Source organism: Streptococcus mitis (assembly GCF_003942685.1).
Taxonomy (GTDB): Bacteria; Bacillota; Bacilli; order Lactobacillales; family Streptococcaceae; genus Streptococcus; species Streptococcus mitis_CD.
The window spans coordinates 43,068-61,893 of the sequence record NZ_RJNR01000001.1 but is presented as its reverse complement, the minus strand read 5'-3'; the positions used below and the strand labels follow the sequence as shown (position 1 = coordinate 61,893).

The 18,826-nt window shown below is 39.1% G+C and carries 15 protein-coding genes and 1 riboswitch; of the genes, 3 read left to right on the top strand and 12 right to left on the bottom strand.

The genetic code is table 11. The features are described 5' to 3' along the window. Positions 1-53 precede the first annotated feature (53 nt). Positions 54-156: riboswitch (TPP riboswitch) on the bottom strand. Between the two features lie 102 nt (positions 157-258). From polA to D8855_RS00240, 10 genes are all read right to left on the bottom strand, one after another. Then, complete coding sequence (polA, locus tag D8855_RS00285) at positions 259-2,892, bottom strand: DNA polymerase I (protein ID WP_125415489.1); 2,634 nt, start codon at positions 2,890-2,892, stop codon at positions 259-261. 118 nt (positions 2,893-3,010) lie between these two features. Next, a complete protein-coding gene (locus tag D8855_RS00280; RefSeq protein WP_125415487.1) occupies positions 3,011-6,121 on the bottom strand; it encodes an SIALI-17 repeat-containing surface protein in 3,111 nt (1,036 codons plus the stop codon). Between the two features lie 305 nt (positions 6,122-6,426). After that, positions 6,427-7,566: an SH3 domain-containing protein gene (locus D8855_RS00275; protein WP_125415485.1), complete on the bottom strand. Its 1,140-nt coding sequence runs from the start codon at positions 7,564-7,566 to the stop codon at positions 6,427-6,429. An 88-nt stretch (positions 7,567-7,654) separates the two neighbouring features. Next, positions 7,655-7,921: a Veg family protein gene (locus D8855_RS00270; RefSeq protein ID WP_001278169.1), complete on the bottom strand. Its 267-nt coding sequence runs from the start codon at positions 7,919-7,921 to the stop codon at positions 7,655-7,657. Between the two features lies 1 nt (position 7,922). After that, positions 7,923-9,275 (bottom strand): replicative DNA helicase, encoded by a 1,353-nt coding sequence (gene dnaB / locus D8855_RS00265; RefSeq protein WP_125415483.1) that lies wholly within the window; start codon positions 9,273-9,275, stop codon positions 7,923-7,925. A gap of 43 nt (positions 9,276-9,318) precedes the next feature. Continuing rightward, on the bottom strand, positions 9,319-9,771 hold the full coding sequence (gene rplI / locus D8855_RS00260; protein ID WP_000864214.1) for a 50S ribosomal protein L9: 453 nt from the start codon (positions 9,769-9,771) through the stop codon (positions 9,319-9,321). Beyond that, positions 9,768-11,741, bottom strand: a complete 1,974-nt coding sequence (locus tag D8855_RS00255) for a DHH family phosphoesterase (protein WP_049491132.1) — start codon at positions 11,739-11,741, stop codon at positions 9,768-9,770. Before D8855_RS00255 ends, rplI begins: the two co-directional genes overlap by 4 nt. Before the next feature lie 135 nt (positions 11,742-11,876). After that, positions 11,877-12,425 (bottom strand): ribosome hibernation-promoting factor, HPF/YfiA family, encoded by a 549-nt coding sequence (gene hpf, locus D8855_RS00250; protein ID WP_004255322.1) that lies wholly within the window; start codon positions 12,423-12,425, stop codon positions 11,877-11,879. A 79-nt stretch (positions 12,426-12,504) separates the two neighbouring features. Next, entirely contained in the window at positions 12,505-13,167 is a 663-nt protein-coding gene (locus D8855_RS00245; RefSeq protein ID WP_049491130.1) for a ComF family protein, read from the bottom strand. Next, positions 13,164-14,462: an ATP-dependent helicase ComFA gene (locus D8855_RS00240; protein WP_049491128.1), complete on the bottom strand. Its 1,299-nt coding sequence runs from the start codon at positions 14,460-14,462 to the stop codon at positions 13,164-13,166. The genes D8855_RS00245 and D8855_RS00240 overlap by 4 nt, the downstream gene beginning before the upstream one ends. Positions 14,463-14,518: 56 nt before the next feature. Here D8855_RS00240 and D8855_RS00235 point away from each other — a divergent pair, with 56 nt between their 5' ends. From D8855_RS00235 to cysK, 3 genes are all read left to right on the top strand, one after another. Beyond that, positions 14,519-15,154, top strand: a complete 636-nt coding sequence (locus D8855_RS00235) for a YigZ family protein (protein WP_049491126.1) — start codon at positions 14,519-14,521, stop codon at positions 15,152-15,154. Between the two features lie 15 nt (positions 15,155-15,169). Further along, positions 15,170-15,613 carry a PH domain-containing protein gene (locus D8855_RS00230; RefSeq protein WP_000863906.1) on the top strand — a complete coding sequence of 148 codons (444 nt, stop codon included), beginning with the start codon at positions 15,170-15,172 and terminating at the stop codon, positions 15,611-15,613. Between the two features lie 96 nt (positions 15,614-15,709). Continuing rightward, complete coding sequence (gene cysK / locus D8855_RS00225; RefSeq protein WP_049491124.1) at positions 15,710-16,636, top strand: cysteine synthase A; 927 nt, start codon at positions 15,710-15,712, stop codon at positions 16,634-16,636. Positions 16,637-16,761: 125 nt separating this feature from the next. Here the strand turns inward: cysK and tsf are convergent, their stop codons facing one another. Both tsf and rpsB read right to left on the bottom strand, forming a co-directional pair. Then, positions 16,762-17,802, bottom strand: a complete 1,041-nt coding sequence (gene tsf / locus D8855_RS00220; protein ID WP_049491122.1) for a translation elongation factor Ts — start codon at positions 17,800-17,802, stop codon at positions 16,762-16,764. 77 nt (positions 17,803-17,879) lie between these two features. Continuing rightward, positions 17,880-18,659, bottom strand: coding sequence for a 30S ribosomal protein S2 (gene rpsB / locus D8855_RS00215; RefSeq protein ID WP_125415481.1), 780 nt, complete (start codon positions 18,657-18,659; stop codon positions 17,880-17,882). Positions 18,660-18,826 lie beyond the last annotated feature (167 nt).

Genomic DNA, 18,826 nt, shown 5'->3' with positions numbered 1-18,826 from the left:
TCGTTTTCCTTTGACAAAAAGAAAAACCTTTACCATATATGGAAAAGGTCAAGATTAGACTAAGTATCGTTCCCTACGCTGGCATTACCCAGATCAGGTGCGGTCGAAGTTTAACACTTCCTCTCAGACTGTACACAGACTCCCATATATTATATGGACATATGATAGCGCAAAACAAAAAAAATGTCAAGGAAACTGCTTACAGAAAAACATGAAAAAGAGTTTGAAAACAAATGCTTCAAACTCTATATAGCTTTTTTATTTAGCCTCGTACCAGGTTGCACCTTCATTTTCATCTGCGATGAGGGGAACACTGAGTTGGATGGCTTCTTCCATGGTTTGTTTGACCAATTTTTTCATCTCTGCTAGTTCCGATTTAGAAACTTCAAGGACAATTTCATCATGCACTTGTAACAACATCTTAGTCTGATAACCACCCGCAACCAAGGCTTTATCCAGCTGAATCATAGCAATCTTGAGAATATCTGCCGCAGATCCCTGAATAGGGGAGTTGATAGCAGTTCGCTCTGCAAAACCACGAATGTTAAAGTTACGCGAATTGATATCTGGTAACTCACGACGACGCTTGAAGAGGGTCTCTACATATCCCTTATCACGCGCCTCACGCACCACTTCATCCATGTAGTTTTTAATACCTGGGAAACGTTCAAAGTAGGTATCAATGTAAGCCTTGGCCTCCTTACGGCTAATGCCCAAATTATTAGACAAGCCAAAGTCGGAAATCCCGTAAACCACTCCAAAGTTGACTGCCTTGGCATTGCGACGGTCGTTTGGAGTCACATCCTCAGGACGCTCAATGCCAAAGACCCGCATGGCTGTCGAAGTATGGATATCTGCCCCCTCTTGAAAAGCCTTAATCAAGTGCTCGTCTTTAGAAATATGCGCCAAAACACGCAATTCAATCTGTGAATAGTCGGAGCTGAGAAGTACACTATCCTCCCACTCAGGCACAAAAGCCTTACGAATGAGACGCCCCTGTTCCAAACGCACAGGGATATTTTGCAAGTTTGGATCCACACTAGACAGACGCCCAGTCTGGGTCAAATCCTGCACATAGCGAGTATGAATCTTGCCATCAGCCAAAATCCAGTCCTGCAAGCCAATCACATAAGTAGACTGAATCTTAGCAATCTGACGGTAATCCAGGATTTTCTTAACAATCGGTGCAATCGGAGCCAGACGCTCTAACACATCCACTGCTGTCGAGTAACCTGTTTTAGTTTTCTTGGTGTATTCTAAAGGAAGTCCCAATTTTTCAAAGAGAAGGACACCCAACTGCTTAGGCGAGTTGATATTAAACTCCTCACCAGCCAGCTCATAAATCTCTTGAGTCAGTTTTTCAATGACAAGCTCATTTTCAGCCTGCATCTCAAGCAAGGTCTCTTTTTTTACCTTAATACCAGCGATTTCCATCTTGGCAAGGACAAAGGCTAGAGGTTGCTCCATATCATAAAGAAGTTCTAACTGCCCATTTTCGCTGAGTTTTTCAAGTAAAATAGGCTTTGTTTCGACCAAAACTGCAATCTTACGAGCCAAATGTTCCAAGAATTTCTCGCGTTCAGGAACGGCTTTTTTGACACCCTTACCATAGAAAGTCTCATCATCGACCAAATAAGTCTGACCATAAAGACTAGCGATGGTCGCAATTTCATTGTCCTCCACAGTCGAAAGGAGGTATTTAGCCAAGCGGCTATCAAAGGAAGGAGCCTGCAAATCCACACCAAAACGACGCAAGAGAACCTTGGATTTTTTAAAATCATAAATTTTCAAAGATGTTTTTTCTAAGAAATCCTTGAAAATAGGTTCCTGAAAAAGCTCAAGCTTGTCTGTAGCATAGAGCTTTTCCCCACAAGACCAGGCAAAACCAACCAAATCATCCGTATGGTAATTCTCACCAAAAAGCTCAAAATGGAAGATAGACTCTTCACTCAACATGTCTTGACTGATTTGGTCAACAATAGTAAAGTCCAAACTCTCAGCCACTTCAGCTGACGATGCATTTAAAGTCTGCTTGAGCTGTTTGAAGCCCATCTCATCGTAGAATTTCCCAAGGTTTTCAACATCTGGACCACTATAGACCAAATCCTCCAAACCAATCTCAATCGGTGCCTTGGTATCAATGGTCGCCAGTGTTTTAGACAAAAAGGCCTGTTCCTTATCATTGATGAGATTTTCCTTCATCTTAGAAGCCTTCATCCCATCGATATTTTCATAAATCCCCTCAAGCGAACCATGCTCCAGCAAGAGCTTGATACCCGTCTTTTCACCGATTTTGGTCACTCCAGGGATATTATCCGACTTATCACCCATGAGCGCCTTGAGATCGATAAACTGAGCCGGTGTAATGCCCATCTTTTCCATAAGATATTCTGGCGTAAAGGCCTCAAACTCAGCCACACCTTTCTTGGAAATCTCAACCACCGTATGCTCATCCGTCAGCTGAATCAAGTCCTTGTCCCCACTGACAATGGTAATATCAAAACCATCTTGCTCAGCTAATTTATCTAGTGTCCCAATAATGTCATCCGCCTCATACTGAGCCAATTCATAGTGACGAATCCCCATATGATCCAACAACTCACGAATGAAAGGAAATTGCTCACGAAACTCATCAGGAGTCTTAGCCCGACCACCCTTATAGTCCGCATACATCTCTGTACGGAAGGTCGTCTTTCCTGCATCAAAAGCCACCAAAATATGACTTGGCTCAACCCGCTCCAACAAATGGCTCAACATCAACTGAAAGCCATAAATCGCATTGGTATGCAAACCAGCCGCATTCTTAAAACGGTCCAACTGCTGATAGAGCGCAAAAAACGCCCGAAAAGCAACAGAAGACCCATCAATCAATAATAATTTTTTCTTATCCATACACCCATTATAAAGGAAAGCACCAAAAAATACCATTGGGAAGAGTTCCCTGAGAGAAACTAAGATAATAGTAAAAAGAGAAGGAAGTTACTCCCTCTCTTTCAAACTACGAAATGAATTAGTTTTTACGTTTCACAAATGGAAGGGCACCAAGGAACAATCCAAGGAATCCTAATGATGCAACTGCAACATTATCTTTACCACCAGTATTTGGAAGTTCTTTTTTATCTTCTGTTTTTACTGCTGGCGCTTGATAAGTATTATCCTTGTTAGTACCTGCTGTTGTAAGAGTATATTCTGGAACTTCGTTAATTGCTGGGGCGTCGGTTTCTGCATACGCTGGAACTTCAGTAATTGCTGGGGCACCTGTCTCTGCATACGCTGGAACTTCGTTAATTGCTGGGGCGCCTGTCTCTGCATACGCTGGGACTTCAGTAATTGCTGGGGCGCCTGTCTCTGCATATGCTGGGACTTCAGTAATTGCTGGGGCGCCGGTTTCTCCGTATGCAGGAACATTATTCACTGTAGCGTCTTCACCATTTGTAGATAAAGGCCCTGTATATTCTGGAACTTCGTTAACAGCTGCTAAGACAAAATTAGCACCACCTTTATATTCTGGAACTTCATTAACAGCTGCTTCTAAACTATTAACTCCACTGTTGAATTCTGGATCTACCTCAGCTACAGGAGATAATAATGCTTCTCCGTTTTCATTCACAGGTGTATTGGTTGCAAGAGTTCCAGTGAATTCTTGAGCTACCGCAGCTACAGGAGGCAATAATGCTTCTCCATTTTCATTCACAGGTGTATTGGTTGCAAGAGTTCCAGTGAATTCAGGGGCTACCTCAGCTACAGGAGCATCAGCCGCATTAACTCCTCCACTATATTCAGGAGCATCAGCTACAGTAGGAGGTGTTGCATCATTTACCCCACCATTGAAATCAGAGCCATTATCCCCAGCAGGAGAGTCACTAGGATTCACACCACCGTTGAATTCAGGAGAGTTAGGAGCACTTGGAACTTGGTCAGGTTGTTTAGCATCATCAGAAGGTGCATCACTAGGACTTACACCACCACTAAAGTCTTTCGATTCTTCACCCTTAGGAACTTCTTTTAAGTTTTCGATGTAACCTAAAGTTGCGTTGTAATTCTCAGTTAGTTTGGCAATTGCATCGTCATCCTCTTGAACTGCTTCGTTCACTTCGTCGAAATTGGCCTTAGCTTCTTCAGCTGCTGCTTTAGCAGAAGCAACTGAAACTTCTAGTTTAGTTACAGCATCTTGCAATCCATCTTGGATAGCTTGATCCGCATTGTATTTCTTAGCAGTTTCAAGAGCAGTTTTAGCTTTTTCTAAAGTTTCGTTTTGTTTCTCTAATGTAGCATTTTTCTCTTCTACTACCTTAGCTTTTTCAGCAGCGTCAGCCTTATCTTCCTCAGCTTCTTTAGTTAATTTTTCAATTTTTTCAGCTAAATCATCAGCAATGTCTGTAAGTTTTTTGACAATTGGTTTAGAAGCTTCTTTTTTAGCTGCTTCTTCAATTTTTTTAGTTTCGTCAGCAGTTAATTCTTTAGTTTTATAAGCTTCAGGAGCTTTATCTTTTGTGTTAGCATCGTTGAGGAATTCATCTATAGCTTGAGTAGCTGTAAGAACTCCATCTTCAATCGCTTTTAATAAAGCTTCTTTACCGATTTCAGCTTTTGCTTCTTCGATAGCTTTCGCTTTATCTTCTGGCTTGATGCTAGCATCCTTGTTGACTTTATCTTCAGCTTTTTTTTCAAGTTGCTCTAAAGCACCTTTCAAAGCTTCTAAGTTATCTGCTTCTTCTTTTTTAGCGTCTTCTTCTTTTTTAACTGCTTCTTCAACTTTAGCTTTTGCTTTAGCTGCTTCTTCTTTAGCCTTAGCTAATTCAGCTTCTGCATCAGCTTTAGCTTTGTCTGCTTCTGCTTTTGCAGTCTCAGCAGCAGTTACATCAACAGCTTCTTTTTTAGCTTTAGCTGTAGCTTCTTCTACTTTTTTAGCTTCTTCAGCAACTTTCTTCTCTAATTCAGCAACTTTAGCATCAGCTTCTGCTTTAGCTTTAGCAGCTTTTTCAGCTTCGGTTGGTTCAGCTTCTTCCTCTGGAGTTTCTTCTGCTGGTTTAGCTGGTTCTGCAGCTTCTTTTGCTTCTGCTTTTTTTACTTCTTCAAGAAGATTATCACGTTTTTCAGTTAAATCTTGAATTTCAGCTGTAGCATCTTGAACTTTCTCAGCAGCTTCGTCAAATTCAGATTTGGCAGTATCACGTTCTTTTTCAATCGCAGTTACAGCTTTTTCTAATGGTGCTGTGATATCTTCAGCAAATCCGTTATCTTTAGCGGATTTAAGAGCTTCTTTTGCTTCTTTTAAAGTATCTTCCTGTTTTTTTAGTGTTTCAGCTTTCTTTTCAGCATCAGCTTTTAATTTCTCAGCATCATCCGTTAAGTTTTCAATTGTTTCAGTTAAATCATCAGCTTTGTCTTGCAATTTTTCTGATGCAGGACGAGCAGCATCCGCTGCTTCACCTTCATCAATTCCCGCTTGAACCTCTTCAGGAAGCTTGTCCTTAGATACAGGAGTTTCTGTTTTAATTGTTGGATTAGTATCTTGTGCTTTTTCAGCATCATCTGCTAACTCAGCAAGAATATCAGAGGCACTTAATTCACCAGACTCAACAGCCTTTAATAATTCTTCTTTTGCTTTTTTATCAAGCAATTCGTTATCAGGCATTTGTTTCAAAGCTTCAGTTAGACCTTCTTTAGCTTCAGCTTCTTCTTTTGCGGCTGCTTCTTCTTTTGCGGCCTCTTCTTTTGCTTTAGCGTCAGCTTCAGCTGCTTTAGATTTAGCATTAGCTAATTCGTCATCAGCAGTCTTTTTAGCTTTTTCAGCTTCGACTTTTGCAGTTTCAGCGTCAGCAGCTTCTTTTTTCTCTGTTTCAAGTTTTGCAGCTGCATCAGTTGCTGTAGTAGTTGTTGTATCTACTTTTTCTTGCGCTGCATCAACTTTAGCATTAGCTTCTTTTTCAGTTTCTTTTGCTTTTTCTACCTCAGTTTTTGGAGTTTCAGCCGTAAGTGTAGGCTTAGTTTCTCCAGTAGGTTGAGCAGCTGTAGGTTTGTCATCAGCTTTCACAACTGACGGTTGAGATGCAACAAATGTAGCACCTAAAACAGCTACACTAGCCAAACTGGTTAAAATCATTTTCTTTTTGTTCATCTTGTGTACCTCTTTTTGAGAATCATATTTATGTACATTATAAACCTTTTTTTGAGTGAAATCAAGAAATATATTATATTATATATACTTTATTATTAATATAATGTATTTTGAGGCTATAAAAAACTTCAAGAAAGTAACGCATGTTTTACTAGCTTTCTTTTTTTCTTTCTTTTCATCACTTTCATTTTCTATAGCAAATTATAGTTTCGAATCCAATTCAGATATCTTAACTCTTCATAAAAACTCTAGTTTAAACAAAAAAACAGGAGATTTCTCTCCTGTTCAGATTCAATTACTTAAAATTAAATCCACTCACCATTATGATTTACAGTATAACCGTCTACTATTGTATTAACAGCTAGCTCACCTGAAGAGTAAGAATAATACCACTTACCAGAGACTTGATACCAGCCCGTTTTCATTGCCCCTGAGTCATCTAGATAATACCAAAATCCTTTCTCCTGTAACCAGCCTGTCTGCATTTCACCAGATGATTTCAAATAATACCAGGTAGAACCATCTTTCAGCCATCCCGTCGCCTTAGAACCATCTGATTTGAAATAATACCAACTACCATTTATTTTCTTCCAACCCACAGTCAATCCATTATTTGAACCATGATTAGATTTATTTACTGATTGATTTTGTGACGAAGTCACTCCCTCCAACTGAATATAACGTCGACTCCCGCTATAAGAAATATAATTCAACCACTTGTAACCATCCTTTTCTATCACCTGATCATAATGAACACTCTCACCTGGAGAATAATATGCAAGTGGAGTTGCATTCAATAATGGTTGATCTTTAATAGGAGTCTCCACCTTAAAATAATGAGTTCCTCTCATCAAAGATGACGATTGACTGGTCACAACATGATTGCTTGTCGAATCTTTTGAACTGCTTGGGACTTCTTTAGAATTGCTTGATAAATCTTTAAAATGAATAAAACCGGTCATCTTGTTTGCTTTTACAATTCGTTTATTATAATTACCTTTATAATCATAGTTATATTCCTCAATTTCTATATTATCTCCCATCACATTTGAAACCCAAGCAACATGGCCATAACCTCCTGCAGTAGACCAAGCAATAGATCCGATAGCTGGTGTATTATCTACACGATAACCTTCACGACGAGCACGATAACCCCATTCACCAGCATTACCATAAGCTCCTGGAAGCTCAAAACCATTTACTCCACTCAAGCGAAAAGCAGCAAAAGAAGTACATTGACGAGAATACATCCTCCACTTATCAATACTCTGACTCCCATTTTTATAATAAGCAGGATAATCATCTCCACGAGCATAAGAACTGTTTGCATGAACACTTTCTCCAGCCGACAACATCAGCCCTACTACTAAAAAAGGAACAACCTTTTTAACTGACTTTCTAATAGAAAACCTTGTCTCTGCTACTTTAAATGGTGAAATTTTCATTCTTCCTCCTTGAAAAATAATATAAATCGAAGATTCCCTTCACTTAAACTATTCGGAGAAAAAAGAAAAAGTGAGAAAATTTCTCACTTTAGTCAAGATAATGAATCAAATTCTTTTCTGTAAGGATATCTGAGTAAGTAAAGGATTCAACGTAAACATTAGCTTGTTTATCTCCTTCAACGTTCCCAAATTCAACGATAAATAGGGATGGATAAACCTCAATTAGCTTACCCAATCTATTTTTTTGGCGCTTACGACCATTCTCCAAAGTCATTTCTACGACTTGTCCCTCATGTGCCTTGATTTCTTCTTTGATTTTTTTCATCTTGGCTACATCTGTAAATGCATCTGACATCTTATGCCTCCCTCTTTGAGATACTTGAAAATTTATTGTATTCTTTTTGGAAAATTAATTCCACCGTTCCACGAGCTCCACTACGGTTTTTCTCGATAATAACTTCTACCTTATTATTCGGTATGCCTTCCTCTTCTTCACCACCACGCTCATAGTAATCGTCGCGATAAAGAAAGGCTACGATATCAGCGTCCTGCTCAATAGACCCAGATTCACGAATATCAGACAAGACCGGTCTCTTATCCTGACGTTGTTCTACACCACGAGAAAGCTGACTTAGAGCGATTACTGGAACCTTCAGTTCCTTAGCTAAAATTTTCAACTGACGTGAAATTTCTGAAACCTCTTGTTGACGATTTTCCCGACCAGTTCCCGTGATAAGCTGCAAATAGTCTATTAAAATCAAACCAAGATTTCCAGTTTCTTGAGCCAGTTTACGAGAACGAGAACGAATCTCTGTAATCCGAATCCCTGGCGTATCATCAATGTAGATACTTGCATTAGCCAAATTGCCTTGAGCAATGGTATACTTTTGCCATTCCTCATCGGTCAATTGACCTGTACGGATAGAATGCGATTCCACCAAACCTTCTGCCGCCAACATACGATCCACTAAACTTTCCGCACCCATTTCGAGCGAAAAGATAGCAACCGTTTTGTCCAACTTAGTCCCAATGTTCTGAGCAATATTCAAGGCAAAGGCTGTCTTACCAACCGCCGGACGAGCTGCTAAGATAATCAACTCCTCCTCATGAAGACCAGTCGTCATATGATCCAAATCACGATAACCTGTCGCAATACCTGTAATATCGGTCGTTTGTTGCGAGCGAGCTTCCAGATTTCCAAAGTTGATATTCAACACATCTCGAATGTTCTTAAATCCACTTCGATTAGCATTTTCGCTGACATCAATCAGGCCTTTTTCTGCCTGAGCAATGATTTCATCAGCTGGTTGCGAAGCCTCGTAAGCTTGATTGACAGACTCTGTCAACTTGGAGATTAATCGACGTAGCATGGCCTTCTCTGCAACAATCTTAGCATAATACTCCGCATTAGCAGAAGTTGGCACAGAATTGACAATCTCAACCAGGTAAGACAGGCCACCAATATTCTGTAAATCACCTTGATTATCAAGAATGGTACGAACCGTTGTTGCATCTATAGCATCGCCACGATCGGATAAATCGACCATAGCTTGGAAAATCAAACGATGGGCATACTTAAAAAAGTCCTGAGACTCAATATATTCTCGTACAAAAACAAGCTTACTCTCATCAATAAAGATAGCCCCTAAAACGGATTGCTCAGCTAAGATATCTTGAGGTTGTACTCGTAACTCTTCTACTTCTGCCATCTGACTTCCCTTCCTTTTACAATCTTGTCAAGAAGGTGTAAATTTACCCTTCTTTCACACGAAGATTGATCACACTTGTGATATCTTGATAGATTTTCACTGGTACATCAATCAAACCAACTGCTCGAATCGGAGCTTGTACTTGAATATGACGTTTATCAATCTTAATTCCAAATTGCTTTTGCAATTCTTCTGCAATTTTCTTATTGGTAATGGAACCAAAAGTACGACCATCTGGACCAACTTTTTCAACAAATTCTACAACCGTTTCTTCTGCTTCTAGTTGGGCTTTAATTGCTTTTGCTTCTGCAATCATCTCAGCGTGAGCTTTTTCTTCAGATTTTTGTTTACCACGAAGCTCACCTACCGCTTGAGCAGTCGCTTCTTTGGCTAGATTCTTTTTGATAAGAAAGTTTTGTGCATACCCTGTTGGTACTTCCTTAATTTCGCCTTTTTTACCTTTTCCTTTAACATCTGCTAAAAAGATTACTTTCATTCTTCTTTCTCCTTTTCCTTTATTTCATTTAATACAATTTCTGTCAGTTTTTCACCTGCTTCTGACAAGGTTGAATCCTTAATTTGAGCTGCTGCCAAATTAAAGTGGCCTCCACCTCCCAGCTCTTCCATAATCCGTTGTACATTCAGCTTACTACGACTGCGAGCTGAGATAGAGATAAATCCTTGTGTATTCTTCGCAAGAACAAAACTCGCTTCAATACCTGACATAGCTAACATGGCATCTGCTGCCTTACTAATAACAACTGTATCATAACATTTCGAGTCCTTAGCCTCTGCTATTAGTACATCTGAACCTAATTTACGCCCCTGTAAAATCAGTTCATTGACCTCACGATATTCTTCAAAATCTGTCGCAGCAATTTCTTGGATAGCAATACTATCACTTCCTCTCGTTCTGAGATAGCTAGCAACATCAAATGTCCGACTAGTCACTCGTGAGGTGAAATTTTTAGTATCCAACATCATACCAGCCATTAAAACACTTGCTTGCATACGACTCAAACGATTTTTCTTAGAATTCTGGAACTGAATCAATTCCGTTACCAACTCACTGGCACTACTTGCACCACTTTCGATATAAGTAATAACCGCATTATCTGGAAAATCCTGATCCCGTCTGTGGTGGTCGATGACGATGGTTTGGGTAAATAAATCATAAAAATCTTTTGATAAAGTTAAAGCTGTCTTTGAATGGTCTACAAGAATCAACAAAGAACGATTGGTCACCATCCCCATTGCGTCCTTAACAGACAACAACTTTGTAACTCCTTCTTTTTCTAAGAATGAAACAGCTCGTTCAATATCCGGCGACATTTGTTCTTCGTCATAAATAGCATAACTATTTTCAGTCACATTGCTGGCAAACAAGTGCATACCTACAGCAGAGCCAAGAGCATCCATATCTAGATTTTTGTGACCAACTACAAAAACCTGATCCACACTACGAATCTTATCTGAAATAGCCGTCATCATAGCACGCGTACGAGTCCGTGTACGTTTGATTGAGGCAGCAGACCCACCACCAAAATAAACTGGATTTTTCGTTTCGTCGTTTTCCTTAACAACCACTTGGTCGCCACCACGCACTTCAGCCAAGTTCAAGTTGAGCAATGCAACTTTCCCTATCTCATCATGATTTCCATCACCATAAGAAAATCCCATACTTAAGGTCAAAGGCAACTGTCTCTGTTTCGACTCTTCTCTGAAAGAATCAATAACAGAAAATTTATCGTTCATCAAGCCCTCAAGCACCGTGTAGTCCGTAAATAGATAAAAGCGATCCATACTCACTCGACGGGAGAACATGGCATGTTTCCCAGCAAATTCTGAAACAAAATTGGCTACAAAACTGTTAATATGACTAATGTCAGACTCCGATGTCGCATCTTCTAAATCGTCATAGTTATCAACGGAAACAATTCCAATAACCGGACGACTCGTCACTAACTCAACAGTCGCTTCGTATTCTCCAGACACATCAAAGAAGTAAAGAACACCAGATACCTTGTCCATATGAACCGAATAGCGAGTCTCACCCAAGGTGGCATAAGAACCTGGATTCCCCACAGACGCCTTTATAATTGTTTGAATTAATGCAACATCAATCTCTCCCACTTCATTAGTCAAAATCAATTCAGCGTAAGGATTGAACCATTCAACTTCACCTGACGATAAGTCTAGTTTAATAACTCCGACAGGCATCTGTTCTAACAAAGTTGTCAAACTATCTTCAGCTTGGTGGTTTACATACTGGATTTGTTCTACTTCACTCTTTGAGTAGTAGTCTCTCTGATGGATGAATAGTAAAATATATGAACCCAAAATAAGTAGCAAAAGAAATAGCGTTACCAGTGTATTCGTTACAAAAACAAGTTGCACAGATAGCACTCCGAACGCCACTATTCCTAATATTAAGGGGAAAATAGGACTTACATAAAATTTTTTCATTCCAAACCTCTTGGCACCCATTATACCATAATAACCACCAAAAAGCGACTTTTTAAAAGTGTAATCAGTAATTCTATCAATTATAAGAAAAAGGAGGTTTACAATTTAGTAAACCTTCCTTTACACATATTGAAATTAAGATTCTTTAACTTCTAACAAGCCAATCTCGCCATCTTCACGACGATAAATCACATTGGTTGTCTGATCTTCAACATCCACATAGATAAAGAAATCATGTCCCAACAAATCCATCTGTAGAATAGCTTCTTCCAAATCCATTGGTTTTAAATCAATTTGTTTTGAACGAACAACTCTTGATTGGACAACATTTGTATCTTCCACCAAAGCATCTGTAAATAATTGACTAGTTGCTACCTTATTTTTATTTTTACGCTCGATTTTTGTTTTATTTTTACGAATCTGACGTTCAATTTTATCGGTTACAAGGTCAATTGAACCATACATATCTTGAGACACATCTTCTGCACGAAGAGTAATTGAGCCAAGCGGAATCGTCACCTCCACTTTAGCCGTTTTTTCACGATACACCTTCAAGTTAACTCGAGCATCCAACTCTTGTTCAGCTTGAAAATACTTTTCGATCTTTTCGAGTTTAGAAACTACATAATCACGAATTGCTTCTGTTACTTCTAGGTTTTCACCACGGATACTATATTTAATCATATGAGTACCTTCTTTCTAAACGTTTTTGTTTTTCTGATTTCATTATAACGCTTTCATTTTGTTTTTGCAAATTTTTTCCTCATCTTACAAGGGAAAATGTTTTTACATCCTCAGCACCAGCTTCTTCCAACAGTTTCTTCATACGATTTATAGTTGTTCCAGTAGTATAGATATCATCTATAAGTAGGATTTTTTTAGGAATAGTGACTCCACTTTTGACAAAGAAGGGAAGTTCTGTTGCCAAGCGTTCTGAACGATTTTTGGAAGAACTAGCTCGCTCTTCTCTCTTCTCTAGTAAGTCTTGAAAAGAGAACCCTGCTGCTTCAACTAAACCTTCAACCTGGTTAAATCCCCTCTCGAGCAATCTTTCCGGACTTAGGGGAATTACAACAAATTGATACTCTTTGTACTTTTTTAACTCCTCACTTAAAACTGAAGCAAAGACTTTTCTTAAAAGGAAGTCTCCATCAAACTTATACCGACTGAAAAAATCCTTCATAGCTTGATTGTAAATAAAAATCGCTCTATGACTGACTTCAACTCCTTCTTTACACCAAAATTGACAATCTTGACACTTTGTTGACAATCCTGTTTTCATACAGTTTGGACAGTTCTCTTCTCCAATCCTATCAAAAGTAGAATCACAATCTAAACAAAGACAGGAGGCATCATTCTTCAGAAGTAAAAGACTACTGAAAGTTAAAACAGTCTTCATAGTCTGCCCACATAATAAACACTTCATAGACCCGCCTCCTTATTCATCTGTTGAATTTCCTTAATTGCCTTTTTGATTGAAGCATTTAACCCGTCATGGAAGAAAAGCAAATCTCCTGTCGGTCTATCCATGCTTCGTCCAACTCGTCCACCAATCTGAATCAAACTAGATTTGGTAAACAGACGATGGTTGGCTTCTACTACAAAAACATCCACACAAGGGAAGGTAACTCCACGCTCCAAGATTGTCGTACTGATAAGTATTGTCAGTTCTCCATCTCGAAAAGCTTGCACCTGCTCTAATCGATCTTCCGTAACTGAAGACACAAAACCAATTTTCTCATGCGAAAATTCCTTCTGTAAGACTTCTTTTAATTGCTCCCCTTTCTTAATTTCTGAAGCAAAAATGAGTAACGGATAACCTGTCTTTCTCTGTTTCTCAATATAAAACTTTAACTTTGGTGATAAACGATTCTTATCCAAATAGCGATTAAAATCGGATAACCAGACAGGTTTAGGAATAATCAAAGGATTTCCATGAAACCGTCTAGGCAAACTCAATCGTTTTAATTCTCCGATGCGAACCTTCCTATCTAACTCATCGGTAGAAGTTGCTGTTAAAAAGATTCTCAAGCCATTCTCCTTTACACTATTCTTGACAGCATGGTAAAGCGTAGGGTTGTCAACATAAGGAAAAGCATCTACTTCATCCACTATTAGCAAATCAAAAGCATGATAAAATTTTAACAGCTGATGAGTCGTTGCAACAACTAGTGGTGTTCGAAAATACGGCTCTGATTCTCCATGTAGGAGGGCTATCTCGCAAGAAAAATCCTTTTGCAGGCGCTTGTACAGCTCCAAACACACATCGATTCTAGGGCTGGCCAAACAAACTGCACCACCTTCATCAATCACTTTGGCCACAACTTGGTAAATCATTTCTGTCTTTCCAGCTCCTGTTACAGCGTGAACCAAGGTTGGTTCCTGCTTATCTACCGCTTGAATCAATCCCTTTGACACCTTCTCTTGAAAAGGAGTTAATTGACCACGCCATTTAAGAACATCTTGCTTCGGAAAATCCTCCTGTGGGAAATAGTATAAAGCTTGATCACTCCTAATTCGCTTCATAATTAAGCACTCCCGACAATAGTAAGCACCGATGGGCAAATACCATTCATCTAAAATAGCACTATCACAACGTTGACAGAAAAGTTTCCCTTTCTCCTTTCTCATTGCTGGAAGTTTCTCCGCCAACTGACGTTCCTCTTCTGTTAATTCATTCTCCGTAAACAACCGACCGAGATAGTTTGGATTTACTTTCATACTTCTTTATTCGTAAAAACCTAGCGCTTTAGATGATTTTTTAGTACAATTAAATCATGGAATTTAGAACAATTAAAGAGGACGGACAAGTCCTAGAAGAAATCAAAAAATCCCGCTTTATCTGTCATGCCAAGCGTGTTTATAGCGAAGAAGAGGCTCGTGACTTCATTACTGCCATCAAAAAAGAACACTACAAAGCTACGCATAACTGCTCTGCCTTCATTATTGGGGAACATAGTGAAATCAAACGGACAAGTGATGATGGTGAACCCAGTGGTACTGCTGGCGTTCCCATGCTTGGGGTACTAGAAAATCACAATCTTACTAATGTCTGTGTAGTAGTGACACGCTACTTTGGAGGCATTAAGCTAGGCGCTGGAGGATTGATTCGTGCTTACGCCGGCAGTGTTGCCTTAGCTGTCAAAGAAATTGGCATCATTGAAATAAAGGAACAAGCTGGCATTGCTATTCAAATGTCTTACGCTCAGTACCAAGAGTACAGTAACTTCCTTAAGGAACATGATCTCATGGAACTTGAGACAAACTTTACAGATCAAGTCGATACAATGATTTATGTTGATAAAGAAGAAAAAGAAAATATTAAAGCTGCACTTGTAGAGTTTTTTAATGGAAAAGTAACTTTAACTGATCAAGGTTTACGAGAAGTTGAAGTTCCTGTAAACTTAGTGTAAACAAAGGAGAAAAATATGGCATTTGGTAAATTCATTCAAGGACTCGCTGGTAACTTTAGCGAGCAAAACAAAGAAACTCTTATCAAAGAATATGGACAATATCTACTAGAAAATGAAGAAATTCAAAGTGGATATAAACTGATTCGTGACTCAATTATATTTACAAATATACGTATTATCTTTACAGATAAACAAGGCGCTACCGGTCGTAAGATGTCTATTAAATCAATCTTTTTGATGAACATTGTTAACGTTGAAATGGAAACTGCTGGAGCAGGTATAGATGATAGTGAAATTACTATTACTTATTTAGAAAATGTCTTTCTAAAAGCACATAATGAGCATTTTAATGCTCATAAATTTGAATTCCCTAAGAAAACGGATATCATTCCACTTTACACCTATTTATTAGAATTAGCTTATCACAATCGCTTGAAAATTAACGGCTTAGACCTTTGATATAAAAAAATCCTATCACTTCGATAGGATTTCTATATTTTACAAATGGTATAGATAGCGTTATACTAGAAATATCTTATACAAAGAGGTATTCATATGTCTATTTATAACAACATTACTGAATTAATCGGTCAAACTCCGATTGTTAAACTCAACAACATCGTGCCAGAAGGGGCTGCTGACGTCTATGTAAAGCTTGAAGCATTCAACCCTGGTTCTTCTGTAAAAGATCGTATTGCTCTTAGCATGATTGAAAAAGCTGAACAAGACGGTATTCTGAAACCAGGTTCTACAATTGTTGAAGCAACAAGTGGAAACACTGGTATTGGACTTTCATGGGTAGGTGCTGCTAAAGGGTATAAAGTCGTCATCGTTATGCCTGAAACTATGAGTGTAGAACGACGTAAGATTATCCAAGCTTATGGTGCTGAACTCGTCCTAACTCCTGGTAGTGAGGGAATGAAAGGCGCTATTGCTAAAGCTCAAGAAATCGCTGCTGAACGTGATGGTTTCCTTCCTCTTCAATTTGACAATCCAGCTAATCCAGAAGTACACGAAAGAACAACAGGAGCTGAAATACTAGCTACTTTCGGTAAAGATGGACTAGATGCCTTTGTTGCTGGAGTAGGTACTGGTGGAACGATTTCTGGTGTTTCTCATGCACTCAAGTCAGCAAATTCAAACATTCAAGTTTATGCAGTGGAAGCTGATGAATCTGCTATTCTATCTGGTGAAAAACCTGGTCCTCACAAAATTCAAGGTATATCAGCTGGATTTATTCCTGATACACTGGATACAAAGGCTTATGATGGTATCGTTCGTGTAACGTCAGACGATGCTCTAGCACTCGGCCGTGAAATTGGTGGAAAAGAAGGTTTCCTTGTAGGGATTTCTTCAGCTGCAGCTATCTACGGAGCAATTGAAGTTGCCAAGAAATTAGGTACAGGTAAGAAAGTCCTTGCTCTAGCACCAGATAACGGTGAACGTTATCTCTCTACAGCACTCTATGAATTTGAAGTGTAGTCTCCTAAATACACTTGGCCCTTATTATAGGGCTTTTTATTTATACCTTAAAAGTAGGAACATCTCCCTATAAAGATTGACTGCATAGAAAAAAGGAAGCAATTTAGCTTCCTTCCTTTTTATTATTAGTTATTCAAGGCTGCTGCCATTGTAGCTGCAACTTCAGCTTCGAAGTCGTTTGCAGCTTTTTCGATACCTTCACCAACTTCAAAGCGAGCGAACTCAACTACTGAAGCGTTAACTGATTCAAGATATGCTTCAACTGTCTTGCTGTCATCCATGATGTATACTTGTGCAAGAAGTGTGTAAGCTTGGTCAACTTTAGTGTTGTCAAGCATGAAGCGGTCCATTTTACCTGGGATGATTTTGTCCCAGATTTTTTCTGGTTTGCCTTCTTCAGCCAACTCAGCTTTGATATCAGCTTCAGCTTGAGCAATCACTTCATCAGTCAATTGAGCTTTTGATCCATACTTCAAGTGTGGAAGAGCTGGTTTGTTAACCATTGCACGACTTTCGTTGTCTTGGTCGATAACGTGGTTCAATTGTGCCAACTCATCTTTAACGAATTGCTCATCCAATTCTTTATAAGAAAGAACTGTTGGTTTCATCGCTGCGATGTGCATTGACAATTGTTTAGCAAGTGCTTCGTCTCCACCTTCAACAACTGAAATAACACCGATACGTCCACCATTATGTTGGTAAGCACCAAAGTGTTGTGCATCTGTTTTTTCAATCAATGCAAAGCGACGGAATGAGATTTTTTCTCCGATAGTTGCTGTTGCAGATACGTATGCAGCTTCAAGAGTTTCACCTGAAGGCATTGTCAAAGCAAGTGCTTCTTCATTATTAGCAGGCTTTCCTTCAGCAATAACTTTAGCTGTAGTATTTACCAATTCAACGAATTGAGCGTTTTTCGCAACGAAGTCAGTTTCAGCGTTTACTTCAATAACTGCTGCAACATTACCGTTAACATAAACACCAGTCAAACCTTCTGCAGCAACACGGTCAGCTTTCTTAGCTGCCTTAGCCATACCTTTTTCACGAAGCAATTCAATCGCTTTTTCGATGTCACCGTCTGTTTCTACAAGCGCTTTTTTAGCGTCCATAACACCGGCACCAGATTTTTCACGCAACTCTTTTACAAGTTTAGCTGTAATTTCTGCCATTTTGATTCTCCTATATTTTTTAAAAATAGGAGAGCCGGGCTAAGCCCCGCCCTCCTAGGTAATACTATTTATATAAATTAAACGTTGTCGCCTTCTACAACTTCAACGATTTCTTCGATTGAATCTGCTTGAGCTTCTGAAGCTGCAAACTCTGCTTCAACTGCTACTGCATCTTCACCTTGACGTCCTTCGATGATAGCGTCAGCCAATTTAGCTGTAATCAATTTAACAGCGCGGATAGCGTCATCGTTAGCTGGGATGATTACATCGATATCATCTGGATCAGTATTTGTGTCAACCATCGCTACAACTGGGATTCCCAATTTTTTAGCTTCTTTAACAGCGATTTGCTCTTTATGTGGGTCAACTACGTACATCACATCTGGGATACGAGGCATATCTTCGATACCACCCAAGAATTTTTCAAGACGTGCACGTTGTTTGTTAAGAAGTGCAACTTCTTTCTTAGGAAGAACTTCAAAAGTTCCATCTTCTTCCATACGTTTGATTTCTTTCAAACGAGCGATACGTTTTTGGATTGTTCCCCAGTTTGTAAGAGTTCCACCCAACCAACGGTGGTTGATGAAGTATTGACCTGAACGTACTGCTTCTTCAGCAACTGCATCAGCTGCTTGTTTCTTAGTACCAACAAACAATACAACTGCATCGTTAGCTGCTGCATCACGCATGAAGTCATATGCTTGGTCAGCGTATTTTACAGTTTGTTGCAAGTCGATAACGTGGATTCCGTTACGCTCTGTAAAGATGTACTTAGCCATCTTAGGGTTCCAGCGACGAGTTTGGTGACCAAAGTGTACACCAGCCTCAAGAAGTTGTTTCATTGAAATTACTGCCATGAGTATTTCTCCTTTTTGTTTTTTTCCTCTTCTTGACTTCAACTCGCAAAACGACCCAAGGGCAACTGTTTCACAATTCATCAAGAATGAGTATTATCGTTCACACGACAAGTTTCATTCTACCATACTTTTTCAATATTTTCAAGCTATTTTAGTAGATTTTTAAA